Here is an 18433-nt window from a genome sequence, read left to right as displayed (position 1 = left end):
TTGAACACCATATATTTAGTCGGTTTCATGGGTTGTGGAAAAACATCTGTAGGAAGAGAGCTCTCAAAGCGTTTAGAGGTTCCTCCATATGATGTTGATTCAACAGTTGAAAAAGATCGAGGACAAACCATAAAAGAGATCTTTAAAAATGAAGGGGAAGAGGCGTTCCGTAATTACGAATCTCTTGCCATTCGACAGTTGCCCGTACAACATGCTGTTGTGATGACGGGGGGCGGTGCTGTAGTAAGAGAAGAAAACTTAACGTACATGAAGAACAATGGCATTGTCATCTACTTAAAGACGAGCTTTCCAGTTTTATGGAACAGGTTGATGAAAGAAGAAGAAAGAAACAAGAGGCCGATCCTGTTAACATCTTCAAAAGAAGAAGTTCAGAAACTCTTTAACGAAAGAAGTTCACATTATGAACAAAGTGACATCGAGATCGTCACAGATCAATTAACGACTGAAGAAGTATGCGCTCAAATTTTAGATGAGTTAAGCCGTTTAAACATACGATAATTGGCCAAAACTAAAAAGTGATTGCTTCTAAAAGGGAGTTTTGCCAATGGCCGCAGGATCAGATGTTATCAAGTTTCTCACACAGAGAGTCGTTAAATATTTGGATGAGCCAAAATCAGTAAGAAAGGAAAGGCGTATCACAAAAAAGAATGAGCGAGAGCCTTTACTTACTTATCTATTTGGGGTAGTTCCGATGGGACTTGGTCTAGTGTTCCGAAGAAAGAAAAAGAAATAAGGCTGGAAAAAGGAAGAGCCGGGATACAGTTCCCAGCTCTTATTTTTTATGCCAGATAGAATAGTCCGCCATTTATGATCTCCACAATAATCTGTGGTTCATATTGAGTACGAAGTGCTTCTTTTTCAATGTGATAGGCTTCTGGTTTCGTTAGTGAATCTTCATAAAAACTTTCTAATAACTCAAGATCTTCATTCCATCTCTTTTTAGCATCCTCGGCCCACGTGTGGTCGTCTCTATCGATGACTTCCTGTATTTTATTTTCCAATCTTTTTATCGCACTCTGAGGCTTAATAAAAGGAGAGAGGGTATAACAAAAATCAGGTATTCGCTTCGTTAAAAGCATTTTTTGAAGACGTTGATGAAATTGATCTTCTATCGTCCCGTTGATCAGTTGTATCCCATATGAAAGGACTTGATCTTTCTTTTGATCACACTGATACGTGACTTTAACATTTAAACAAAGCCAAGGTTGCAGTGGTACTTGGGCTCCTTGCTGTGGAACAGATTCATAAAGTCGAATGAAAGAGGCAAGCTTCTTGGTCGACCCAAAGATCTGATGAAGTCGTGGTGAACCAAAGTGAATAAATTCACCTTTTCCATCAGGAGCTTGTTGTTGCCCCGTTACTAAAGTCAACGTCATCGGATTCGGGGTTCCTCCCGTTTTTTCGAGATAGTGCCAGTAGAACGGGCGATTCATTAAAACTTTATCTAGTTCAGTAGTCAGTTGAACTTTCATATAACTAAAGTTTTTTTCTTGAATCCTGCATTCGTTTGCGTCAAAATAGCGCTCAAGAAAGCGATGTATCTCGTGCTGCTGCATGCTCTTCCCACCCTTTCTGCTTGATACCGCCATCAAGGTTGATCAAAGAAGCAAGATTATCCATCTTTACTCGGATCTCACCCTCACTCTCAGAAGTATTCATGATGTCGGCGATGTGGCGTTCTATGTTCTTGATTTCAAATTTCGTTAAGATTTCATCGAGTTCCCCAATGACACTCTCAAACAGATTGATCTTGTTATACAGCAAGTTTAAGATGTGCTCTTCAATCGTATTCTGAGTGGCGAAGTTATAGATATGAACGTCACCTTGCTGACCGATGCGGTGGATACGTCCGATCCGCTGCTCGATCCTCATGGGGTTCCATGGTAGATCATAATTGATGATATGCTGACAGAACTGCAGATTTATTCCTTCACCACCAGCTTCTGTTGCGATCAACACTTGTGCTCGTGTTCGAAAGAGGTGAGTCATCCAGTCCTTTTTGCTTCGCTTGAATCCTCCTCTGAACGGTACAGAAGAGATGCCATGCTGCTGTAGAAACCATTGTAAATACAATTGAGTCGCGCGGTATTCTGTAAAAATGATGACCTTGGAATCGATCGATTGAATCAGCTCTAACGCTTTTAATGCTTTAGAATTTTGATCGACGAGTTCAATTTTTTTCATCAACTCTAAGACTCGTTGTTCCATTAAAGAGTTTGAAACATCTTTTTGGAGCATATTTTTCAAAGTTAGAAAAACAGCTTCACGCGAACTGCATGCTTCACGCTGCAGGGTGACGATTGAAAATTTACTTCGGTCAAAGTAAGAGTCTTTTTTAAGTTGAGAGATTTCATCGTAAAGTTCACGTTCTGTTTTTGATAATGTAATAGGAATGGTTTGAACAAGACGCTTCGGCCATTTCAGACCAGTCTCTTCTCGTCGATTACGGACCATCACTTTATTTACGAGCTGCTTCAGCTTTTCTTCATTTTTAAGTGAATACTTATCTTCTTTATAATCTTTGTCAAAGTTCTCTCGGTTACCTAGGTGACCTGGCTTTAATAGAGATACAAGATTAAAAATCTCCTCAACTCTGTTTTGAACCGGAGTTGCCGTTAATAATAAGCAGAACTTCTTTTTTAATAACTGTACAAATTCATAGTTTTTCGTCTTCTTGTTCTTTAATTTGTGTGCCTCATCAATGATAACAAGATCATAGTCTTGATTAAGAACGATGTCTCGATGCGGTGCGCGTTTTGCAGTATCAATGGAAGACACGACTACATCGCATTGCTCCCATACATACGCTTTTTTCTGAGCGATTGCCGGAATAAAGAACTTCTGATTCAACTCGTTCGTCCATTGAATGACGAGTGAAGCTGGAACGAGGATCAAAATTTTCTTAGCGAGCCGGCGTATCATGTACTCTTTTAGAATCAATCCTGCTTCGATTGTTTTTCCTAGCCCTACTTCATCTGCCAAGATTGCTTTTCCGTTCATCTGTTCAATAACGGTAGTCGCAACGTCCAGCTGATGAGGCAAAAAAGTCATCTGTGGGAGGTGATCTGGAGCTTGAAGGCCTAGGAAATCAGGAATTGCTAAGTGGTGTTCTGCTTCAAGAGCTAAATTATATAATTCCCAATTGGCCCAAGGTCCATCTTCTTCCACACGCTTTAAAAAGTCATCATGCCATTCTCGCTGAAACTGAACGTCGATTTTCATAACGGATTTCCTTTCTTTAAAAAAGTTCGTTGCCATTCCTTTTGTAATAATGATAGGATAATAATGTAGTAAACATAGTAATAGTATGTGCGACCTTGGACAATAACATACTCGCGAATGAAAGTAAGAGGAGAGACTGCGTTAGCGGCGCCGAAGGAGCAAACAATTGTGAAACTCTCAGGCAAAAAGACTCTTGCTAGACGCATCTCTGGAGAGTGCTTTTTTAATAGATGAAAGCCACCAACGAAGAAACTCAAGGGAGTTTACTTGAGAAACTTACAGGTTGCAGGACAGAGGATCCCAGTTTTAAGGGGTCTTTCTGTCCTTTTTTTGTCCAGAAAAGTCCGAAAATTTTTAAGTATGAAAAAGGAGGAGTTCACATGGCTACATTGTTACGAACACCGTTATTTGAGACTTACAAAGAACACGGTGGAAAAGTAATTGATTTTGGCGGTTGGGAGTTGCCTGTTCAGTTCTCAAGTATTAAAGAGGAACACGAAGCGGTCAGGACGAAAGCGGGTCTATTCGATGTCTCTCACATGGGAGAATTTGATGTTAGAGGACCGAATGCTCTATCGTTTCTGCAATATACGATGACCAATGATGTTTCGAAACTTCAAAACGGTCAAGCGCAATATACAGCTATGTGCTATGAAAACGGTGGTACAGTAGATGATCTTTTAATCTATAAAAGAGATGAAAACGATTACTTACTCGTTGTGAATGCCTCAAATATTGAAAAAGATTTCGAATGGCTTATGAGCAAAAAGCCTGAAGGTGTAGAACTTGTGAACGTATCTCCTGAATATGCGCAGCTCGCGATTCAAGGACCAAAAGCAGAAGAAATTCTACAAAAACTAACGGATACCAATCTTTCTGAGATCGGATTCTTCCGTTTTAAAGAAGATGTTTCACTAGCCGGAATATCGGCTCTTGTTTCCCGAACAGGTTACACAGGAGAAGATGGTTTTGAAATCTATTTAAAGACAGAACATGCTGAAAAACTATGGAGATCTGTACTTGAAGCAGGCGTTGAAGATGGATTGCTTCCTGCAGGACTTGGTGCGCGTGATACGTTACGCTTTGAAGCGAAGCTTGCTCTATACGGTCAAGAACTTACAAAAGAAATTACGCCGATTGAAGCAGGAATCGGATTCGCAGTAAAAACAGATAAAGAAGCAGACTTTATTGGAAAAGAAATATTAGCTGATCAAAAGAAGAATGGCGCACCACGTAAACTAGTTGGTATCGAGATGATAGATAAAGGAATTCCGCGATCCCATTACGAGGTGTTTAAAGGTGATGTGAAGATCGGAGAAGTTACGACGGGAACACAATCGCCAACTTTGAAGAAGAATCTGGGTCTTGCTCTCCTTGAAAAGGATTTCACGGAGCTCGGAACAGAGGTAGAAGTACAGATTCGTCAAAAACGCTTAAAAGCAAAAGTAGTCGCTTCACCATTTTATAAACGAGGAAAATAAGACATTTAAGGGGGAGAAACCATGACGTTCCGCTATTTGCCGATGACTGATCAAGACAAAAAGGAAATGCTTGAAACGATTGGAATTGAAACGACAGAAGATCTTTTTCAGGATATTCCGGAAGAAGTTCGATTTAAAGGACGCTTACAGATCGAGGAAGCTTTGTCAGAACCACAACTAGTTAAAGAGATGGGCCGCTTAGCAGCATTAAACAAAAATACAAAAGATCATGCTTCGTTCTTAGGAGCAGGTGTTTATGATCATTACACACCATCGATCGTTAATCATATGCTACTTCGTTCAGAGTTCTACACAGCTTACACACCTTATCAGCCTGAGATTTCTCAAGGTGAACTTCAAGCGATCTTTGAATTCCAAACGATGATCTGTGAGCTAACAGGCATGGATGTTGCAAACTCTTCTATGTACGATGGCGGAACAGCACTTGCTGAGGCTGGATTATTATCAGCAGCTCAAACGCGCAGAAAGAAAATTGTTGTATCAAAGTCCGTACACCCAGAATCTCGTGCCGTTTTGCACACGTATGCTAAAGGACAGCATCTTGAAGTCGTTGAAGTAGACACGGAAAACGGTTTGACATCTGTGGATTCATTGCGTGCTGAAGTGGATGAAGAGACAGCTTGTGTGATCGTTCAATATCCTAACTTCTTCGGTCAGATCGAGCCTTTAAAAGAAATAGAAGAGATCGTGCATAACGTTAAAGGAATGTTCGTAGTTTCTTCGAATCCTTTAGCACTTGGTGCACTGACTCCTCCAGGCAAGTTTGGTGCGGATATCGTTGTAGGTGATGCTCAGCCGTTTGGGATCGCACAAGGATTTGGCGGACCACACTGTGGATATTTTGCCGTAACAACAAAATTAATGCGTAAAGTTCCCGGCCGTTTAGTAGGTCAAACAGTTGATGAAGACGGAAAGCGCGGATTCGTTCTTACTCTCCAAGCAAGAGAGCAGCATATAAGACGTGATAAAGCGACTAGTAACATCTGTTCAAACCAAGCGCTTAACGCACTTGCAGCTTCCATTGCTATGACGGCACTTGGAAAACAAGGTGTGAAAGAAGTAGCGCACCAAAATATACAAAAAGCTCACTATGCGAAAAAAGTTCTTGAAGAAAAAGGATTCAAAACAGCTTTCACAGGACCTTTTTTTAACGAGTTTGTTATTGAGTTAAAATGTACAGCTAAAGAAGTAAATGCAAAATTATTAGAATCTGGTATCATCGGCGGTTACGATTTGGGTCTTTCGTATTCAGAACTTAAGAACCATATGCTTTTAGCGGTTACGGAAATGAGAACAAAAGAAGAGATCGATCAGCTTGCAAATGTATTGGAGGGATTAGCATGCGTACAGAACATCAGTCATTAATTTTTGAATTGTCTAAACCAGGTCGAGTAGGATACAGCATTCCTGAACTTGACGTTCCAGAGATTAACGTAGAATCAATTATACCTTCCGATTATTTGCGTACAGAAGAGCCGGATCTACCTGAAGTATCAGAACTTCAGATCGTTCGTCACTATACAGCGTTATCGAATCGAAACCATGGTGTGGATTCTGGTTTCTATCCACTAGGTTCATGTACGATGAAATACAATCCGAAGATTAATGAAGATGTCGCACGATTCCCTGGCTTTGCACATATCCACCCTCTTCAAGATGAAGAGACGGTTCAAGGTGCGATGGAGATGATGTACCGCTTGCAAACATCACTTGCTGAGATCACAGGTATGGATGAAGTTACGCTTCAACCAGCTGCTGGTGCACATGGTGAATGGACAGGACTTATGATGATCCGTGCCTACCATGAAGCAAATGGTGACTTCAATCGTACTAAGGTAATCGTTCCTGATTCAGCACACGGAACGAACCCTGCGTCTGCAACGGTTGCAGGTTTTGAATCGATCACAGTGAAATCTGATGAGCGTGGTCTCGTTGATCTTGAAGATTTGAAGCGAGTGGTCGATCAAGATGTGGCGGCGCTTATGCTTACAAATCCGAATACCCTTGGTCTTTTTGAAGAGCATATTCTAGAAATGGCAAAGATCGTCCATGAAGCTGGTGGGAAGCTATACTATGATGGAGCGAACGCAAATGCGATATTAGGATTTGCGCGACCTGGAGACATGGGGTTTGACGTTGTTCACTTGAATCTTCATAAAACATTTACTGGCCCTCACGGTGGTGGTGGACCTGGATCTGGACCAGTTGGAGTTAAAGCAGACCTGATTCCTTTCTTGCCAAAACCAGTTCTCGTTAAAGAGGACGATCTTTATAAGTTTGAATATGATCGCCCGCAATCAATCGGACGCGTGAAGCCTTTTTACGGTAACTTCGGTATAAATGTACGTGCGTTTACGTACATCATGACGATGGGGCCAGACGGATTACATCAAGTTTCAGAGAACGCCGTGTTAAACGCGAACTATATGATGCGCCGACTTGAGCCTCATTTCGATCTTCCGTTTACACAACACTGTAAACATGAGTTCGTATTATCAGGACGTCGTCAAAAGAAACTTGGCGTGAGAACACTTGATATCGCAAAACGTCTCTTAGACTTTGGCTATCACCCGCCAACGATCTACTTCCCGTTAAGTGTCGAAGAAGCGATCATGATCGAGCCGACAGAAACGGAATCAAAAGAAACCCTCGATGAATTTATCGAGAAGATGATTCAGATTTCAAAGGAAGCTGAAGAGACACCTGAATTGGTTCAAGAAGCTCCTCATACTACTGTTGTTAAACGACTGGATGAAGCAACAGCTGCCAGAAAGCCAATCTTAAAATATACAAAACAAGTTTAAACAAAAAAGCAGCTCGGGAGAATTCTCCTGGGCTGCTTTTACATATTAGTTTGATTTTACACGGCCAGTCCATTTGCGGAAGCCGCCATTTAGGTGATGAAGTTGGCCATACTTTTTCTTTTTAAGAAAATTGGCTGCACGAGCACTTCTGAACCCACTCTCACAATATAGATAAACAGGCTGATCGCTGCGCACTTCTTTTAATCTCTGTCTCATTTGAGAAAGAGGAATGTTACGTGCTCCTAAGATATGACCCTTTTTAAACTCTTCAGGCTCACGAACATCGATCAGTTGAGCTTTTCGATATCCTGCTTTAAACTCTTCCTCGTTTAACGTAGTTAGAAATCTCTTTTGATAAAGCCCCATACCGATTACATACGCCAATAATGCTACTACAATACCTGCTAAAACTATCCATCCCATAACGCTTGCACTCCTTTAAACAATCTACCCCAATTATAGCTGTGCAAGGCTATATAGGCAAAAGAAAAATCTGACTTAAAGCGATTGTTTTGACACACTCGCCGAATTTGGTACACTAGTTACGAATGAATGGCAGGGAGACGAAAAACGTGGAAAAAGAAAACTGGTATTATATCGATTCTGGAAATTGCGAACCTGCAATTAATATGGCAATGGACGAAGCACTGTTATCTTGGCACAGTGAAGGAAAGATTCCACCTGTTATCCGCTTTTACGGATGGAATCCAGCAACCTTATCAATTGGCTACTTTCAAAAAGTAGAAAAAGAGATTAACCTTGATGCCGTAAAAAAATACGGACTAGGTTTCGTAAGACGTCCAACTGGTGGGCGCGGAGTTCTTCATGATCAAGAACTTACGTATAGCGTCATCGTATCTGAATCACACAAAGATATGCCACAAAGCGTTACGGAAGCGTATCGCGTGATTTCAGAAGGGATTAAAGAAGGATTTCAAGGTTTAGGCCTTGATGCTTACTTTGCTGTTCCGAAAACAGAAGAAGAGCGTGAGGGATTGAAGAATCCTCGATCAGCTGTTTGTTTTGACGCTCCTTCATGGTATGAATTAGTCGTAGAAGGAAGAAAAGTAGCGGGAAGTGCTCAAACAAGGCAGAAGGGTGTTATCCTTCAACACGGGTCTATTCTTCTAGACTTAGATGAAGACAAACTGTTCGATCTTTTTAAGTATTCCAGTGACAGATTACGAGAAAGAATGCAAACTGCATTTAAGAAAAAAGCTGTAGCAGTGAACGCACTCCTAGATGTTCCTGTTACAATTGAAGACGCGAAGGTTGCTTTTAAAAAAGGCTTCGAGGATGGTTTGAACGTTAATCTTGTACCCTATACACTAACAGAAGATCAGTGGGCTGAGGTCGAACACATAGCTGAGACCCGCTATCGCAACGACGATTGGACGTTTAGACGTTAATAGAAAAAAATCGATATCTCAAAAGAGATCTCGATTTTTTATTTTTGCTCTGTAATTATCAGAAAAAAAGATGTCAAGATATTAATTTTTTTTGGAAAAAAGCAGGAATTTTTGAAAACCACGTGTTTGTACGGCTTTTCAAAACTACCAAATTATACAAATCTAGAATAAAGCCAATTCTTCAATAAAATCATAATAAATATACAAGAATCATGGAATTGCTGTAAAATCCTCATGATTTTAAGTTTGACAATTTTTTTTCTTTGACATGAGGTTTACGTATATATAGTATAAGGGTAGAACTTATACATACAAGATATAGATATGCATCCGTATGTGATTTGAATAGAGGAGGAGAAATATGGACACAGTCGCAACTGTTAAAAAGGGTATCAACATTGACGCTCTCAACAGTGATATAGCTCAATTTCCACAAGTGCACCCCGTAACTTCTACGATGAAAACAACACACAAAGGTGTTTCTCGGCTAGTGATGCTTGACCGATACAGCTTTAAAGACACAGAAAAGAAAACGTTAAAACCGGGTGACTTTGTTGTATTAACGGTAAAAGAGGACCCAAAATTTCCAGCAAGAGGGCTCGGGTTTATTCAATCTGTCAACTGGGACGATAAAAATGCAGTCGTATTGGTTGAAGATGAGTTTAAAGCAGTATTAGAGAAGCCTGAAGAAGCAGAATCTGGTTTGATCACTCGTTCACTTGATGTGATGGACAAGCCGTTAGAAGTTTACTACGAGCAGATCGCACTAAGAAATGCAACAGGCTTAGCATCAGTAGAAACGACGGAAGAGAGACGCCAAGAATCTTTCCAGAAGTTTTATAAAGAACTTTCTGAGATGAATTTTGTACCTGCTGGACGCGTTCTATACGGAGCAGGTGCAGAAACAGATGTAACGTATTTTAACTGTTATGTAATGCCATACGTAAAAGATTCACGTGAAGGCATCTCGGATCACCGTAAGCAAGTGATGGAGATCATGAGCCGCGGCGGCGGAGTTGGAACGAACGGATCTACACTTCGACCGAAAAACGCACTCGCTAGAGGCGTAAACGGTAAATCATCAGGTTCTGTATCCTGGTTGGATGATATTGCGAAGCTGACGCATCTGGTCGAACAGGGAGGAAGTCGCAGGGGAGCTCAAATGATCATGCTAGCTGACTGGCACCCTGACATTATTGATTTCATTATTTCAAAAATGCAGAATCCCCGCATTTTACGTTACTTAATTGAAAATACAAATGACGAGAAAATTAAACAAGTCGCACAAGATAAATTAAAATTCACACCGCTGACACCAGCTCAAAAAGCGATGTATGAAGGAATTCTTCGCTATAAGGATATTCCAGGAACAGGCGGATTTGACTCTGACGTTTTACGTGATGCTGAGACTATGCTTCGAGACGGAGGAACGTACAGCGTTCATAATTCTGAGTTTTTAACAGGTGCAAATATCTCTGTTACGATCACGAAGGAGTTTATGGAAGCTGTAGAAAATGACTCTGAGTATTTGTTACGTTTTCCAAGTGTTGAGGCTTACACGCCTGATGAAATGGAAGCTTACAACAACGAGTGGCATGAAGTCGGAGATGTTCGTGTTTGGGAAGAGAAAGGTTATGGTATTCGCGTCTACAAACGAATCCAAGCGCGTGAACTATGGAACCTCATCAACATTTGCGCAACTTACTCAGCTGAGCCAGGGATTTTCTTTATTGATAATGCAAATGACATGACGAACGCTACAGCTTATGGTCAAAAAGTCGTAGCAACGAATCCGTGTGGAGAACAACCACTTGCACCATACAGTGTCTGCAACCTCGCTGCAGTTAACCTTGGTAACATGGCTGACAAAGAAAACAAAACGGTGGACTTTGAAAAGCTAAAACAAACGGTTGAAGTTGGCGTACGAATGCAGGACAACGTAATCGATGCAACACCATATTTCTTAGAACCAAACCGCGTCCAAGCACTAGGGGAACGGCGTGTAGGGTTAGGAGTTATGGGATTACATGACCTTCTTATCTATTGCGAGACCGTTTACGGATCTGAAGAAGGAAACAAGCTTGTTGACCAAATCTTTGAGACGATTGCCGTAACGGCTTACCGCACTTCGATCGAACTTGCTAAAGAAAAGGGAAGCTTCCCGTTCTTAGAAGGCGAGACAGAAGAGACCACTAACGAGCTGCGTAGACGATTTACTGAAACGGGTTATATGAAAAAGCTTCCTGAAGATGTACGTGAAGACATTTTAGAATTTGGGATTCGTAACTCTCACTTGTTGACTGTTGCTCCTACCGGATCCACAGGAACCATGGTTGGTGTTTCCACAGGATTAGAGCCTTACTTCTCATTCTCATACTTCCGTAGTGGACGTCTTGGGAAATTTATAGAAGTAAAAGCTGATATCGTTAAAGAATATTTAGACAACAATCCTGGAGCGAACGAAAATGAGCTGCCTGAATGGTTTGTTGCTGCGATGGAGCTTGCACCAGAAGCGCATGCAGATACGCAGTGTGTCATCCAGCGTTGGGTAGATAGCTCGATCTCAAAAACAGTTAACGCTCCTAAAGGGTACACAGTGGATCAAGTTCAAAAAGTTTACGAACGCCTTTATAAGGGTGGAGCAAAAGGTGGAACGGTATATGTTGATGGAAGCCGTGACTCACAAGTTCTGACACTTAAAGCAGAAGAGACATTTGAACAGACTGAGATCGATCTTGGTATGGAAGAAGAAAAAAGTAAAGTTGTTATTTTAGATACGATTACTGATCTTCGTTCTACAGATGTAACTATTGGTAACGAAGTGGGTAACACTTGCCCGGTATGCCGAAAAGGGAAAGTGAAAGAAATCGGTGGCTGTAACACGTGTACGAATTGTAACGCCCAATTAAAATGCGGATTATAAGAAAGCAAGGGAAGGAACTGGAAAAGTTCCTTCCCTTTTCTTTTGTCGATATTAGCACATACTAACTCCATCATTTGTGATAAAAATTGTGGGGTGTGTGACTATGGCTGGTGCCAATAAACCGTTTATGCCGCAGTTGATCTATTTTGAACCGCGTGCACTAGAGTATCCGTTAGGAAAAGAACTGTTCGACCGTTTTAGCAAATTAGAAGTTGAAATCAGAGAGACAACTTCACATAACCAAATACGCGATCTGCCAGGAGATAATGATTTTCAAAAGTATAGAACAGCCAAATCAACGCTTGTAGTTGGTATAAGAAAGACATTAAAATTTGATACATCAAAACCATCGGCAGAATACGCGATTCCTCTTGCAACAGGATGCATGGGGCATTGTCATTATTGTTATCTACAGACGACACTCGGCAGCAAGCCATATCTACGAACTTATGTGAATACAGATGAGATCTTTGCTCAGGCAGAAAAGTATATGCAAGAGCGAGCGCCTGAGATCACGCGATTCGAAGCTTCCTGTACATCGGATATTGTCGGTATCGACCATCTTACTCATAATTTGAAAAGAGCGATTGAGTTTTTTGGTGCCACAGATTTAGGGAGACTTCGATTTACGACGAAATACCATCATGTAGATCATTTACTGGATGCAAAACACCAAGGAAGAACGCGTTTCCGTTTTAGCGTAAATTCAAACTATGTGATAAAGAACTTCGAACTCGGTACAAGTCCGCTTGAAGAGCGCATTAATGCTGCCATTAAAGTGGCTGAAGCAGGATATCCCTTAGGGTTTATCGTGGCACCTCTTTATCTTCATAAAGATTGGGAAGAAGGCTATAAAGAACTATTTGATACCTTAGAAGCAAAGATTCCAAAGCACTTAACGAACGATCTTACGTTTGAACTGATTCAGCACCGATTTACGAAACCTGCAAAACGAGTTATCGAAAAAAACTATCCAAAATCAAAGCTTGAGATGAATGAAGAAGAGCGGAAGTATAAGTGGGGAAGATATGGAATCGGAAAATATGTTTATCAAGATGATCAGGCGACAAGACTGCGTGAAACGGTAGAGAATTATATTCATACGATGTTTCCTCAAGCTAAGATTGAATATTTTACTTGATAAAATGCTAATATTGCTTCCCTTGTCACGCTTACCATTCTATAGTATCCTTTTTATAGAGACCAAGCTGGTTTAGTATAGGGAGTGAACAATTTGCCGCCAACCCCAAGTATGGAAGACTATATAGAACGCATCTATGCCCTAATCGAAGAGAAAGGCTATGCCAGGGTATCAGATCTTGCTGAGAACCTAGAAGTGCATCCCTCTTCAGTAACCAAGATGATCCAAAAGCTCGACAAAGGCAAGTATGTCGTTTATGAAAAATACAGAGGCTTCGTTCTAACACCAAACGGAAAAAAACTTGGAAAACGTTTAGTTTACAGACACGAGTTACTTGAAGAATTCTTAAAAGTTATAGGGGTCGACCAAGAGAACATCTACCAAGATGTTGAAGGTATCGAACATCATTTAAGTTGGAACGCTATTGATCGAATTGGAGATCTTGTTCAGTTTTTTGAAGAAGATGAAAATAGGATAAAATCATTAAGAGAAGTTCAAGCAAAGAATGAAGAACAAGAACAATCATAATTTTTTATGGTTGTTTTTTTATTTTGGATTTTTTGTGTGGTGCGGTGTGTAAGGAAACATGAATGGACAGTATTTTGTAAGAAGTGGACAGTAAAATCTGGAAAGTGGACAGTAAACGGGGGAAACCGGACAGTATTCTTGCAAAAAAGTGGACAGTATTCTTGTTAAACTACACCGCCGTTCACTGCGTGAACAAACCAACTTTTTGAACCTATAACAAAAGACTTTATTTTGAAGAATCGGTTATAAAGGACATCTTCTGCTGATTAGGATAGTAGTGGAGGAGATGTTTATGCGAATTGATGGAGTATTTTCGGGTGGGGGCATCAAGGCGCTTTCGTTGATTGGTGCTGTTGAAGCAGCTGAGAATCGAGGCCTCAGTTTTGAGAGGGTAGCTGGGACAAGTGCGGGGGCATTGATGGCTGCTTTAATCAAAGCAGGTTATACGTCGGGGGAAATGAAAGAAATTATTGATAAATTAGACTTTAGAAAATTTCTTGATACAAGTAAAACGATTGTGCCAGTACCTTTTATGAACTGGTTGAAGCTTTATTGGAAGCTTGGTCTGTTTAAGGGGGATTATCTGGAGAACTGGGTAGCTTCTCTTCTAGCGGCACGTGGAATTGTTACATTTGCGGATATTCCATATGGCAGTTTAAAGATTATTGCGTCTGATATTTCTCGAGGAAGGCTTATTGTTTTGCCAGATGATCTTGAGGAATATGGTTTGTTGCCAGAGCGTTTTCCAGTGGCAAGAGCAGTAAGAATGAGTTGCAGTCTTCCTTATTTCTTCTATCCGATCAAACTCTTCAATCGTGTTGGACAAAAAAGTTTTATTGTTGATGGAGGTGTATTGAGTAATTTTCCGATGTGGCTATTCCAAAGAAAAGATAGAGTGCCCGTTCGGCCGGTGCTAGGTTTTCAATTAAGTTCATATATCAACGACCACATTCCAACACACAATGTGAAGAATGCTGTTCATCTTTTTAAAGCACTGTTTGAAACGATGATGCAAGCTCATGATAACCGATACATTGATTCACACGACGCCAGAGATATTATTTTTATGCCTGTAAAGCATGTATCTGTCATCGATTTTCAATTGTCTTCAGAAGCGAAGAATGAACTGTATACGTTTGGTCATGATCGAGCGGAACAATTTTTGCAGAGCTGGATAACAAGTAAGAGATATCCGAATCCAGCATATAAAAATCGAGCCTAATCCTTAAAAGGAGGCTCGATTTTTTTTCTTGTTCTTTTTTCCTTCGATCACGGTTAAGTGATGTTCACGTGTTTTCTTTCTCTGAGCGGAACTCTTTGCAGTCTTTTTGCTCGGAAACAACGGAGAGGCAGCTTTAGCCGGCTTTTGGTTCGTGCCATAGCGTTTTTGTGATTGTTTGACTGCTTTTCTATACTTGCCGTTTACACCCGATGATGTTCTGCGGAAGATAAAGTAAAACACGGCGACCACTGCTGCTCCGATCAGAATGGTCGTAAATAATTGGCGAGGTGAAGTGACTAGTTGATAAAGAATACCGACAACAGCCAGTGATATAACAAACCAAATGATAGGATGCAATCTTCTATGATTCTGTTGCAACAGGTTCACCTCCTTATGATTAAACGATTTTGCTTGCGTTAAGTTCACTTTCATAGGATGCGTCACGACGTAACATTTCATTAAAAGAAATAATAGAAACCTCTATTTGTTTTTCATCAGGCTCTTTCGTTGTTAAAAGTTGAAGCCATAAACCTGGATAGCCTAGGTAACGAAGAACCGGAACATCTCTTAGTTTATTTGTTAACTGTAATACTTCAAAAGATACCCCTAAAACCACAGGAATAAGCGCAAGTCTGCATAAAATTCTTAACCATAACGGATCTGATGGAAAGAAATAATAGATAAACATGCCGACGATTACTGTAAATAGAATAAAACTGCTGCCGCAACGATAATGAAGTCTTGAATGCTTCTTCACGTTTTCGACGGTTAGCTCGTCTCCTGCTTCATAAGTGTTGATTACTTTGTGTTCAGCTCCGTGATACATGAATACCCTCTTGATCGCAGGTGTTAGAGAAACAAAATAGATATAGCTTAGTAAAAAGATAAACTTGAACAAACCTTCTAATAAATTCTGTCCTAAATGCCCAGGTACGATAAAACGAAATGCTTCTGCTAAAAAAACGGGTACAAGGGTAAAAACAAATTTTCCAAAAAGAAAAGATAAGACACCAATAATGGCTAGAGAAAAGAAAAAGGCAAATTTAGATGGTTTTTCTTCTTCCTCTTTTTCTTCTTCTCCTGGGTTAATGCCAAATCGTTCAGCTGAAAAATTTAAATGCTGTGTACCGTTCATACTTGCTTCGATTATGGCAATAAATCCTCTTAAGAAAGGAATCTTCTTTAATTTTGAAAGGATAGGAGATGGTTTCTTCTTTAGTTCGAAGTACTCGATCGTATCATCATTTCTGCGTATTGCCGTTACATATGTGTGCTTTCCGGCAAACATAACCCCTTCTAATACGGCCTGGCCGCCGTAAGCGGGCTTTTTCTCTTTTGTCATGTTGAACCCCCAGCCTAAAGTTTTGTAGGTACTTTCTATTCTACAGGAAAGCCGGATATTCCTCCACAAAGGATGATTGTATTTTTCCCATTTTATACATGTTTTACACAGAATATGATTGGTTGACGTATGAGAAGTTTGGGCAATGGTTTTGTGGACATACTAGTAGTGTTGGAGGTGGTCGTTAATGAGCGATTCAAAACTAGAACAAAATAAACAGGAAGCTCAGTCTTCATTCATGAGCAGAGTCGTAGGTGTCGGCTTCTTTGGAGGCTTAATCTGGGCTTGTTTCGGATTTATTGCCTACTATTTAAATTTTTCAAAGGTCGGTCCCGCACTTGTGTTAGCGCCATGGGCACTTGGGAAGTGGAAATCTCAGTGGATTGGACAACTGATCAGTATTTTGATCATTGCTCTGCTTTCGATCTTAGTCGCTATCGCTTATCGCTATGCATTTGCTAAGATCAAATCCATGTGGGCAGGCATCATTTTTGGTGTAGCGCTTTGGGGAATCGTATTTTTCTTGCTTCATCCAATCTTTCCAGGGTTGGAACCTATGAATACGATAGGGAAAAATACTATAACAACAACGCTTTGTATCTATATCTTATATGGTGTTTTTGTAGGTTATTCGATCTCATTTGAATACAGTGAACGTCATGGCCAGTCCCAAGGAAACAAGGAATCTACACAGAGTTCGTAACTATTCAAAAGAACAGACGCTATGATAGAATGTTTTATGAACATTCTATTTTTTTATGCGAAGGCTAGGTGTTTCAGGTGAATAACAGAAATTTTCTTGTAATAAACGGACCGAACTTAAACCGATTAGGTAAACGTGAGCCTGGCATATATGGTGCGCAAACAATGGAAGATCTTCAAACAGAACTCGTTTTATTTTCAAAAGAACTATTATTGGATCTTTCATTTGAACAGAGTAATAATGAAGGTGATCTCATCGACCTTATTCATGGAGCCGAAAATAAGTTCCGTGGTATCGTTCTAAACGCAGGTGCCTATACTCATTATAGTTATGCGATTAGAGACGCGATTGCCAGTGTAGATGTCCCCGTAATCGAAGTCCATCTATCAAATGTGCATGCGAGAGAAGAATTCCGACAGAAATCTGTTATTGCGCCAGTTACGATCGGTCAGATTTCAGGTTTTGGTTTTGATAGCTATAAATTAGCTCTTCAAGTTTTTCATAATCAACTTAAAGGGGATACGTTATGAATCGTGTAGAACGGGCAAGGCAATTATTTGATACGTTTGATATTGATGCACTTTTAGTTACATCTTCTTCAAATCGGTTTTATTTAAGTGGGTTTAAAGGAAGTTCAGGAGTTCTTTTGATCACGAAACATGAAGCCGTTTTAATAACTGATTTCAGATATAAGACGCAAGCAGCGGAACAAGCAGAAGGGTATCGTGTTGTGATGCATACAGATCCGATTCCGCAAGAGGTTGCAAAGTTAACGAAGGAGCTTTCAATTTCTAAGCTAGGTTTCGAGCAAGACCATGTTACATACTCTACTTATCGTACATACGAGACACAATTAGATGACAATAACACTGAACTTGTTGCTGTATCCGGTCTCGTGGAAAAGTTGCGCTTGATTAAGGATGAATCAGAGATTAAGATAGTAAAGGATGCAGCATCTATCGCCGATGCCGCTTTTTCACATATCATCGAGTATATACGCCCAGGGCTTACTGAGCGGGAAGTATCCAATGAACTAGAATTCTTCATGAGAAAAAATGGAGCTATCTCTTCGTCGTTTGATATAATTGTGGCTTCAGGCTACCGATCAGCCCTACCACATGGTGTTGCTTCGGATAAGAAGATTGAAACGGGTGAATTAGTAACCTTGGATTTTGGAGCATACTACAAAGGTTATTGCTCTGATATCACTCGTACGGTAGCCATCGGAAATGTTTCGGATGAGCTAAAAGAAATCTACCAGGTCGTATATGATGCGCAGATGCTAGGAATGAAAGGCATCAAACCTGGAATGACAGGTAAGGATGCAGATGCGTTAACACGTGATTACATCGCTTCAAAAGGTTATGGGGATTACTTTGGACATTCTACAGGACATGGGATTGGTTTAGATGTTCATGAAGGGCCAGCTCTATCAATGAAATCTGACACGATTCTTGAACAAGGAATGCTTGTGACAGTCGAACCAGGTATTTATATCTCTGGTCTAGGTGGAGTTCGGATCGAAGACGATGCACTCATTACAAAAGATGGCAATGAATCACTTACGCATGCTACTAAAACCCTCTTAACGTTAAGTTAAGGTATTCAGGAGGATA

Annotated in this window: 18 protein-coding genes and 1 riboswitch; of the genes, 13 read left to right on the top strand and 5 right to left on the bottom strand. The window is 40.4% G+C overall.

Annotation, left to right across the window (positions count from 1 at the left end; genetic code table 11):
* Positions 1-519 carry a shikimate kinase gene (locus tag ABE65_RS13950; RefSeq protein WP_197480305.1) on the top strand — a complete coding sequence of 173 codons (519 nt, stop codon included), beginning with the start codon at positions 1-3 and terminating at the stop codon, positions 517-519.
* Between the two features lie 46 nt (positions 520-565).
* A complete protein-coding gene (locus ABE65_RS13945) occupies positions 566-754 on the top strand; it encodes a YqzE family protein (protein ID WP_066396097.1) in 189 nt (62 codons plus the stop codon).
* Between the two features lie 46 nt (positions 755-800).
* Here ABE65_RS13945 and ABE65_RS13940 read toward each other — a convergent pair whose 3' ends face one another.
* Positions 801-1577, bottom strand: a complete 777-nt coding sequence (locus ABE65_RS13940) for a YqhG family protein (RefSeq protein ID WP_066396094.1) — start codon at positions 1575-1577, stop codon at positions 801-803.
* Positions 1546-3243, bottom strand: coding sequence for a DEAD/DEAH box helicase (locus tag ABE65_RS13935; RefSeq protein WP_066396091.1), 1698 nt, complete (start codon positions 3241-3243; stop codon positions 1546-1548). Before ABE65_RS13935 ends, ABE65_RS13940 begins: the two co-directional genes overlap by 32 nt.
* A 117-nt stretch (positions 3244-3360) precedes the next feature.
* A riboswitch (glycine riboswitch) is annotated at positions 3361-3446 on the top strand.
* Between the two features lie 177 nt (positions 3447-3623).
* On the opposite strand from ABE65_RS13935, the gene gcvT reads away from it, so the two are divergent.
* From gcvT to gcvPB, 3 genes are read left to right on the top strand one after another with little or no spacing between them, the layout of a single operon-like run.
* Positions 3624-4724 carry a glycine cleavage system aminomethyltransferase GcvT gene (gene gcvT / locus ABE65_RS13930; RefSeq protein ID WP_066396088.1) on the top strand — a complete coding sequence of 367 codons (1101 nt, stop codon included), beginning with the start codon at positions 3624-3626 and terminating at the stop codon, positions 4722-4724.
* Positions 4725-4745: 21 nt separating this feature from the next.
* Entirely contained in the window at positions 4746-6110 is a 1365-nt protein-coding gene (gcvPA, locus tag ABE65_RS13925) for an aminomethyl-transferring glycine dehydrogenase subunit GcvPA (RefSeq protein ID WP_066396085.1), read from the top strand.
* Complete coding sequence (gene gcvPB, locus ABE65_RS13920; RefSeq protein WP_066396082.1) at positions 6086-7549, top strand: aminomethyl-transferring glycine dehydrogenase subunit GcvPB; 1464 nt, start codon at positions 6086-6088, stop codon at positions 7547-7549. The genes gcvPA and gcvPB overlap by 25 nt, the downstream gene beginning before the upstream one ends.
* 45 nt (positions 7550-7594) lie before the next feature.
* Here gcvPB and ABE65_RS13915 read toward each other — a convergent pair whose 3' ends face one another.
* Positions 7595-7972, bottom strand: a complete 378-nt coding sequence (locus ABE65_RS13915; protein WP_066396077.1) for a rhodanese-like domain-containing protein — start codon at positions 7970-7972, stop codon at positions 7595-7597.
* Positions 7973-8121: 149 nt separating this feature from the next.
* Here ABE65_RS13915 and ABE65_RS13910 point away from each other — a divergent pair, with 149 nt between their 5' ends.
* The 5 genes from ABE65_RS13910 (at position 8122) to ABE65_RS13890 (ending at position 14772) form a co-directional block, all read left to right on the top strand.
* Positions 8122-8958: a lipoate--protein ligase family protein gene (locus tag ABE65_RS13910; RefSeq protein WP_066396075.1), complete on the top strand. Its 837-nt coding sequence runs from the start codon at positions 8122-8124 to the stop codon at positions 8956-8958.
* Positions 8959-9319: 361 nt separating this feature from the next.
* A complete protein-coding gene (locus ABE65_RS13905) occupies positions 9320-11881 on the top strand; it encodes a vitamin B12-dependent ribonucleotide reductase (RefSeq protein WP_066396069.1) in 2562 nt (853 codons plus the stop codon).
* A gap of 103 nt (positions 11882-11984) precedes the next feature.
* On the top strand, positions 11985-13022 hold the full coding sequence (gene splB, locus ABE65_RS13900) for a spore photoproduct lyase (RefSeq protein WP_066396061.1): 1038 nt from the start codon (positions 11985-11987) through the stop codon (positions 13020-13022).
* Positions 13023-13133: 111 nt separating this feature from the next.
* Entirely contained in the window at positions 13134-13550 is a 417-nt protein-coding gene (mntR, locus tag ABE65_RS13895) for a transcriptional regulator MntR (RefSeq protein ID WP_066400195.1), read from the top strand.
* A 292-nt stretch (positions 13551-13842) separates the two neighbouring features.
* Positions 13843-14772: a patatin-like phospholipase family protein gene (locus ABE65_RS13890; RefSeq protein ID WP_066396055.1), complete on the top strand. Its 930-nt coding sequence runs from the start codon at positions 13843-13845 to the stop codon at positions 14770-14772.
* A 3-nt stretch (positions 14773-14775) separates the two neighbouring features.
* Here ABE65_RS13890 and ABE65_RS13885 read toward each other — a convergent pair whose 3' ends face one another.
* Together ABE65_RS13885 and ABE65_RS13880 are read right to left on the bottom strand one after the other, a co-directional pair.
* The gene (locus ABE65_RS13885) at positions 14776-15150 is read right to left on the bottom strand and encodes an SA1362 family protein (protein WP_066396051.1); all 375 of its coding nucleotides are present in this window, start codon (positions 15148-15150) and stop codon (positions 14776-14778) included.
* 19 nt (positions 15151-15169) lie between these two features.
* Entirely contained in the window at positions 15170-16114 is a 945-nt protein-coding gene (locus ABE65_RS13880) for a DUF1385 domain-containing protein (protein WP_066396049.1), read from the bottom strand.
* A 187-nt stretch (positions 16115-16301) separates the two neighbouring features.
* Here ABE65_RS13880 and ABE65_RS13875 point away from each other — a divergent pair, with 187 nt between their 5' ends.
* From ABE65_RS13875 to ABE65_RS13865, 3 genes are all read left to right on the top strand, one after another.
* Positions 16302-16817, top strand: coding sequence for a YqhR family membrane protein (locus tag ABE65_RS13875; protein WP_066396047.1), 516 nt, complete (start codon positions 16302-16304; stop codon positions 16815-16817).
* Between the two features lie 77 nt (positions 16818-16894).
* Positions 16895-17347: a type II 3-dehydroquinate dehydratase gene (aroQ, locus tag ABE65_RS13870; RefSeq protein ID WP_066396045.1), complete on the top strand. Its 453-nt coding sequence runs from the start codon at positions 16895-16897 to the stop codon at positions 17345-17347.
* Positions 17344-18417, top strand: a complete 1074-nt coding sequence (locus ABE65_RS13865) for a M24 family metallopeptidase (RefSeq protein ID WP_066396042.1) — start codon at positions 17344-17346, stop codon at positions 18415-18417. The genes aroQ and ABE65_RS13865 overlap by 4 nt, the downstream gene beginning before the upstream one ends.
* Positions 18418-18433: the final 16 nt, after the last annotated feature.

This window comes from Fictibacillus phosphorivorans, from assembly GCF_001629705.1.
Lineage (GTDB): Bacteria > Bacillota > Bacilli > Bacillales > Fictibacillaceae > Fictibacillus > Fictibacillus phosphorivorans_A.
Note: the sequence above shows the minus strand (reverse complement) of the source record. Positions and strands in the feature narration are given on the sequence as shown.

Excerpts from the sequence above, each read along its gene's own strand:
- ABE65_RS13880 (WP_066396049.1), bottom strand. The coding sequence starts at position 16,114 with ATGACAAAAGAGAAAAAGCCCGCTTACGGCGGCCAGGCCGTATTAGAA.
- ABE65_RS13890 (WP_066396055.1), top strand. The coding sequence starts at position 13,843 with ATGCGAATTGATGGAGTATTTTCGGGTGGGGGCATCAAGGCGCTTTCG.
- ABE65_RS13935 (WP_066396091.1), bottom strand. The coding sequence starts at position 3,243 with ATGAAAATCGACGTTCAGTTTCAGCGAGAATGGCATGATGACTTTTTA.
- gcvPB (WP_066396082.1), top strand. The coding sequence starts at position 6,086 with ATGCGTACAGAACATCAGTCATTAATTTTTGAATTGTCTAAACCAGGT.
- ABE65_RS13940 (WP_066396094.1), bottom strand. The coding sequence starts at position 1,577 with ATGCAGCAGCACGAGATACATCGCTTTCTTGAGCGCTATTTTGACGCA.
- ABE65_RS13915 (WP_066396077.1), bottom strand. The coding sequence starts at position 7,972 with ATGGGATGGATAGTTTTAGCAGGTATTGTAGTAGCATTATTGGCGTAT.
- gcvPA (WP_066396085.1), top strand. The coding sequence starts at position 4,746 with ATGACGTTCCGCTATTTGCCGATGACTGATCAAGACAAAAAGGAAATG.
- ABE65_RS13875 (WP_066396047.1), top strand. The coding sequence starts at position 16,302 with ATGAGCGATTCAAAACTAGAACAAAATAAACAGGAAGCTCAGTCTTCA.
- ABE65_RS13905 (WP_066396069.1), top strand. The coding sequence starts at position 9,320 with ATGGACACAGTCGCAACTGTTAAAAAGGGTATCAACATTGACGCTCTC.
- mntR (WP_066400195.1), top strand. The coding sequence starts at position 13,134 with ATGGAAGACTATATAGAACGCATCTATGCCCTAATCGAAGAGAAAGGC.
- splB (WP_066396061.1), top strand. The coding sequence starts at position 11,985 with ATGGCTGGTGCCAATAAACCGTTTATGCCGCAGTTGATCTATTTTGAA.
- ABE65_RS13945 (WP_066396097.1), top strand. The coding sequence starts at position 566 with ATGGCCGCAGGATCAGATGTTATCAAGTTTCTCACACAGAGAGTCGTT.
- gcvT (WP_066396088.1), top strand. The coding sequence starts at position 3,624 with ATGGCTACATTGTTACGAACACCGTTATTTGAGACTTACAAAGAACAC.
- ABE65_RS13865 (WP_066396042.1), top strand. The coding sequence starts at position 17,344 with ATGAATCGTGTAGAACGGGCAAGGCAATTATTTGATACGTTTGATATT.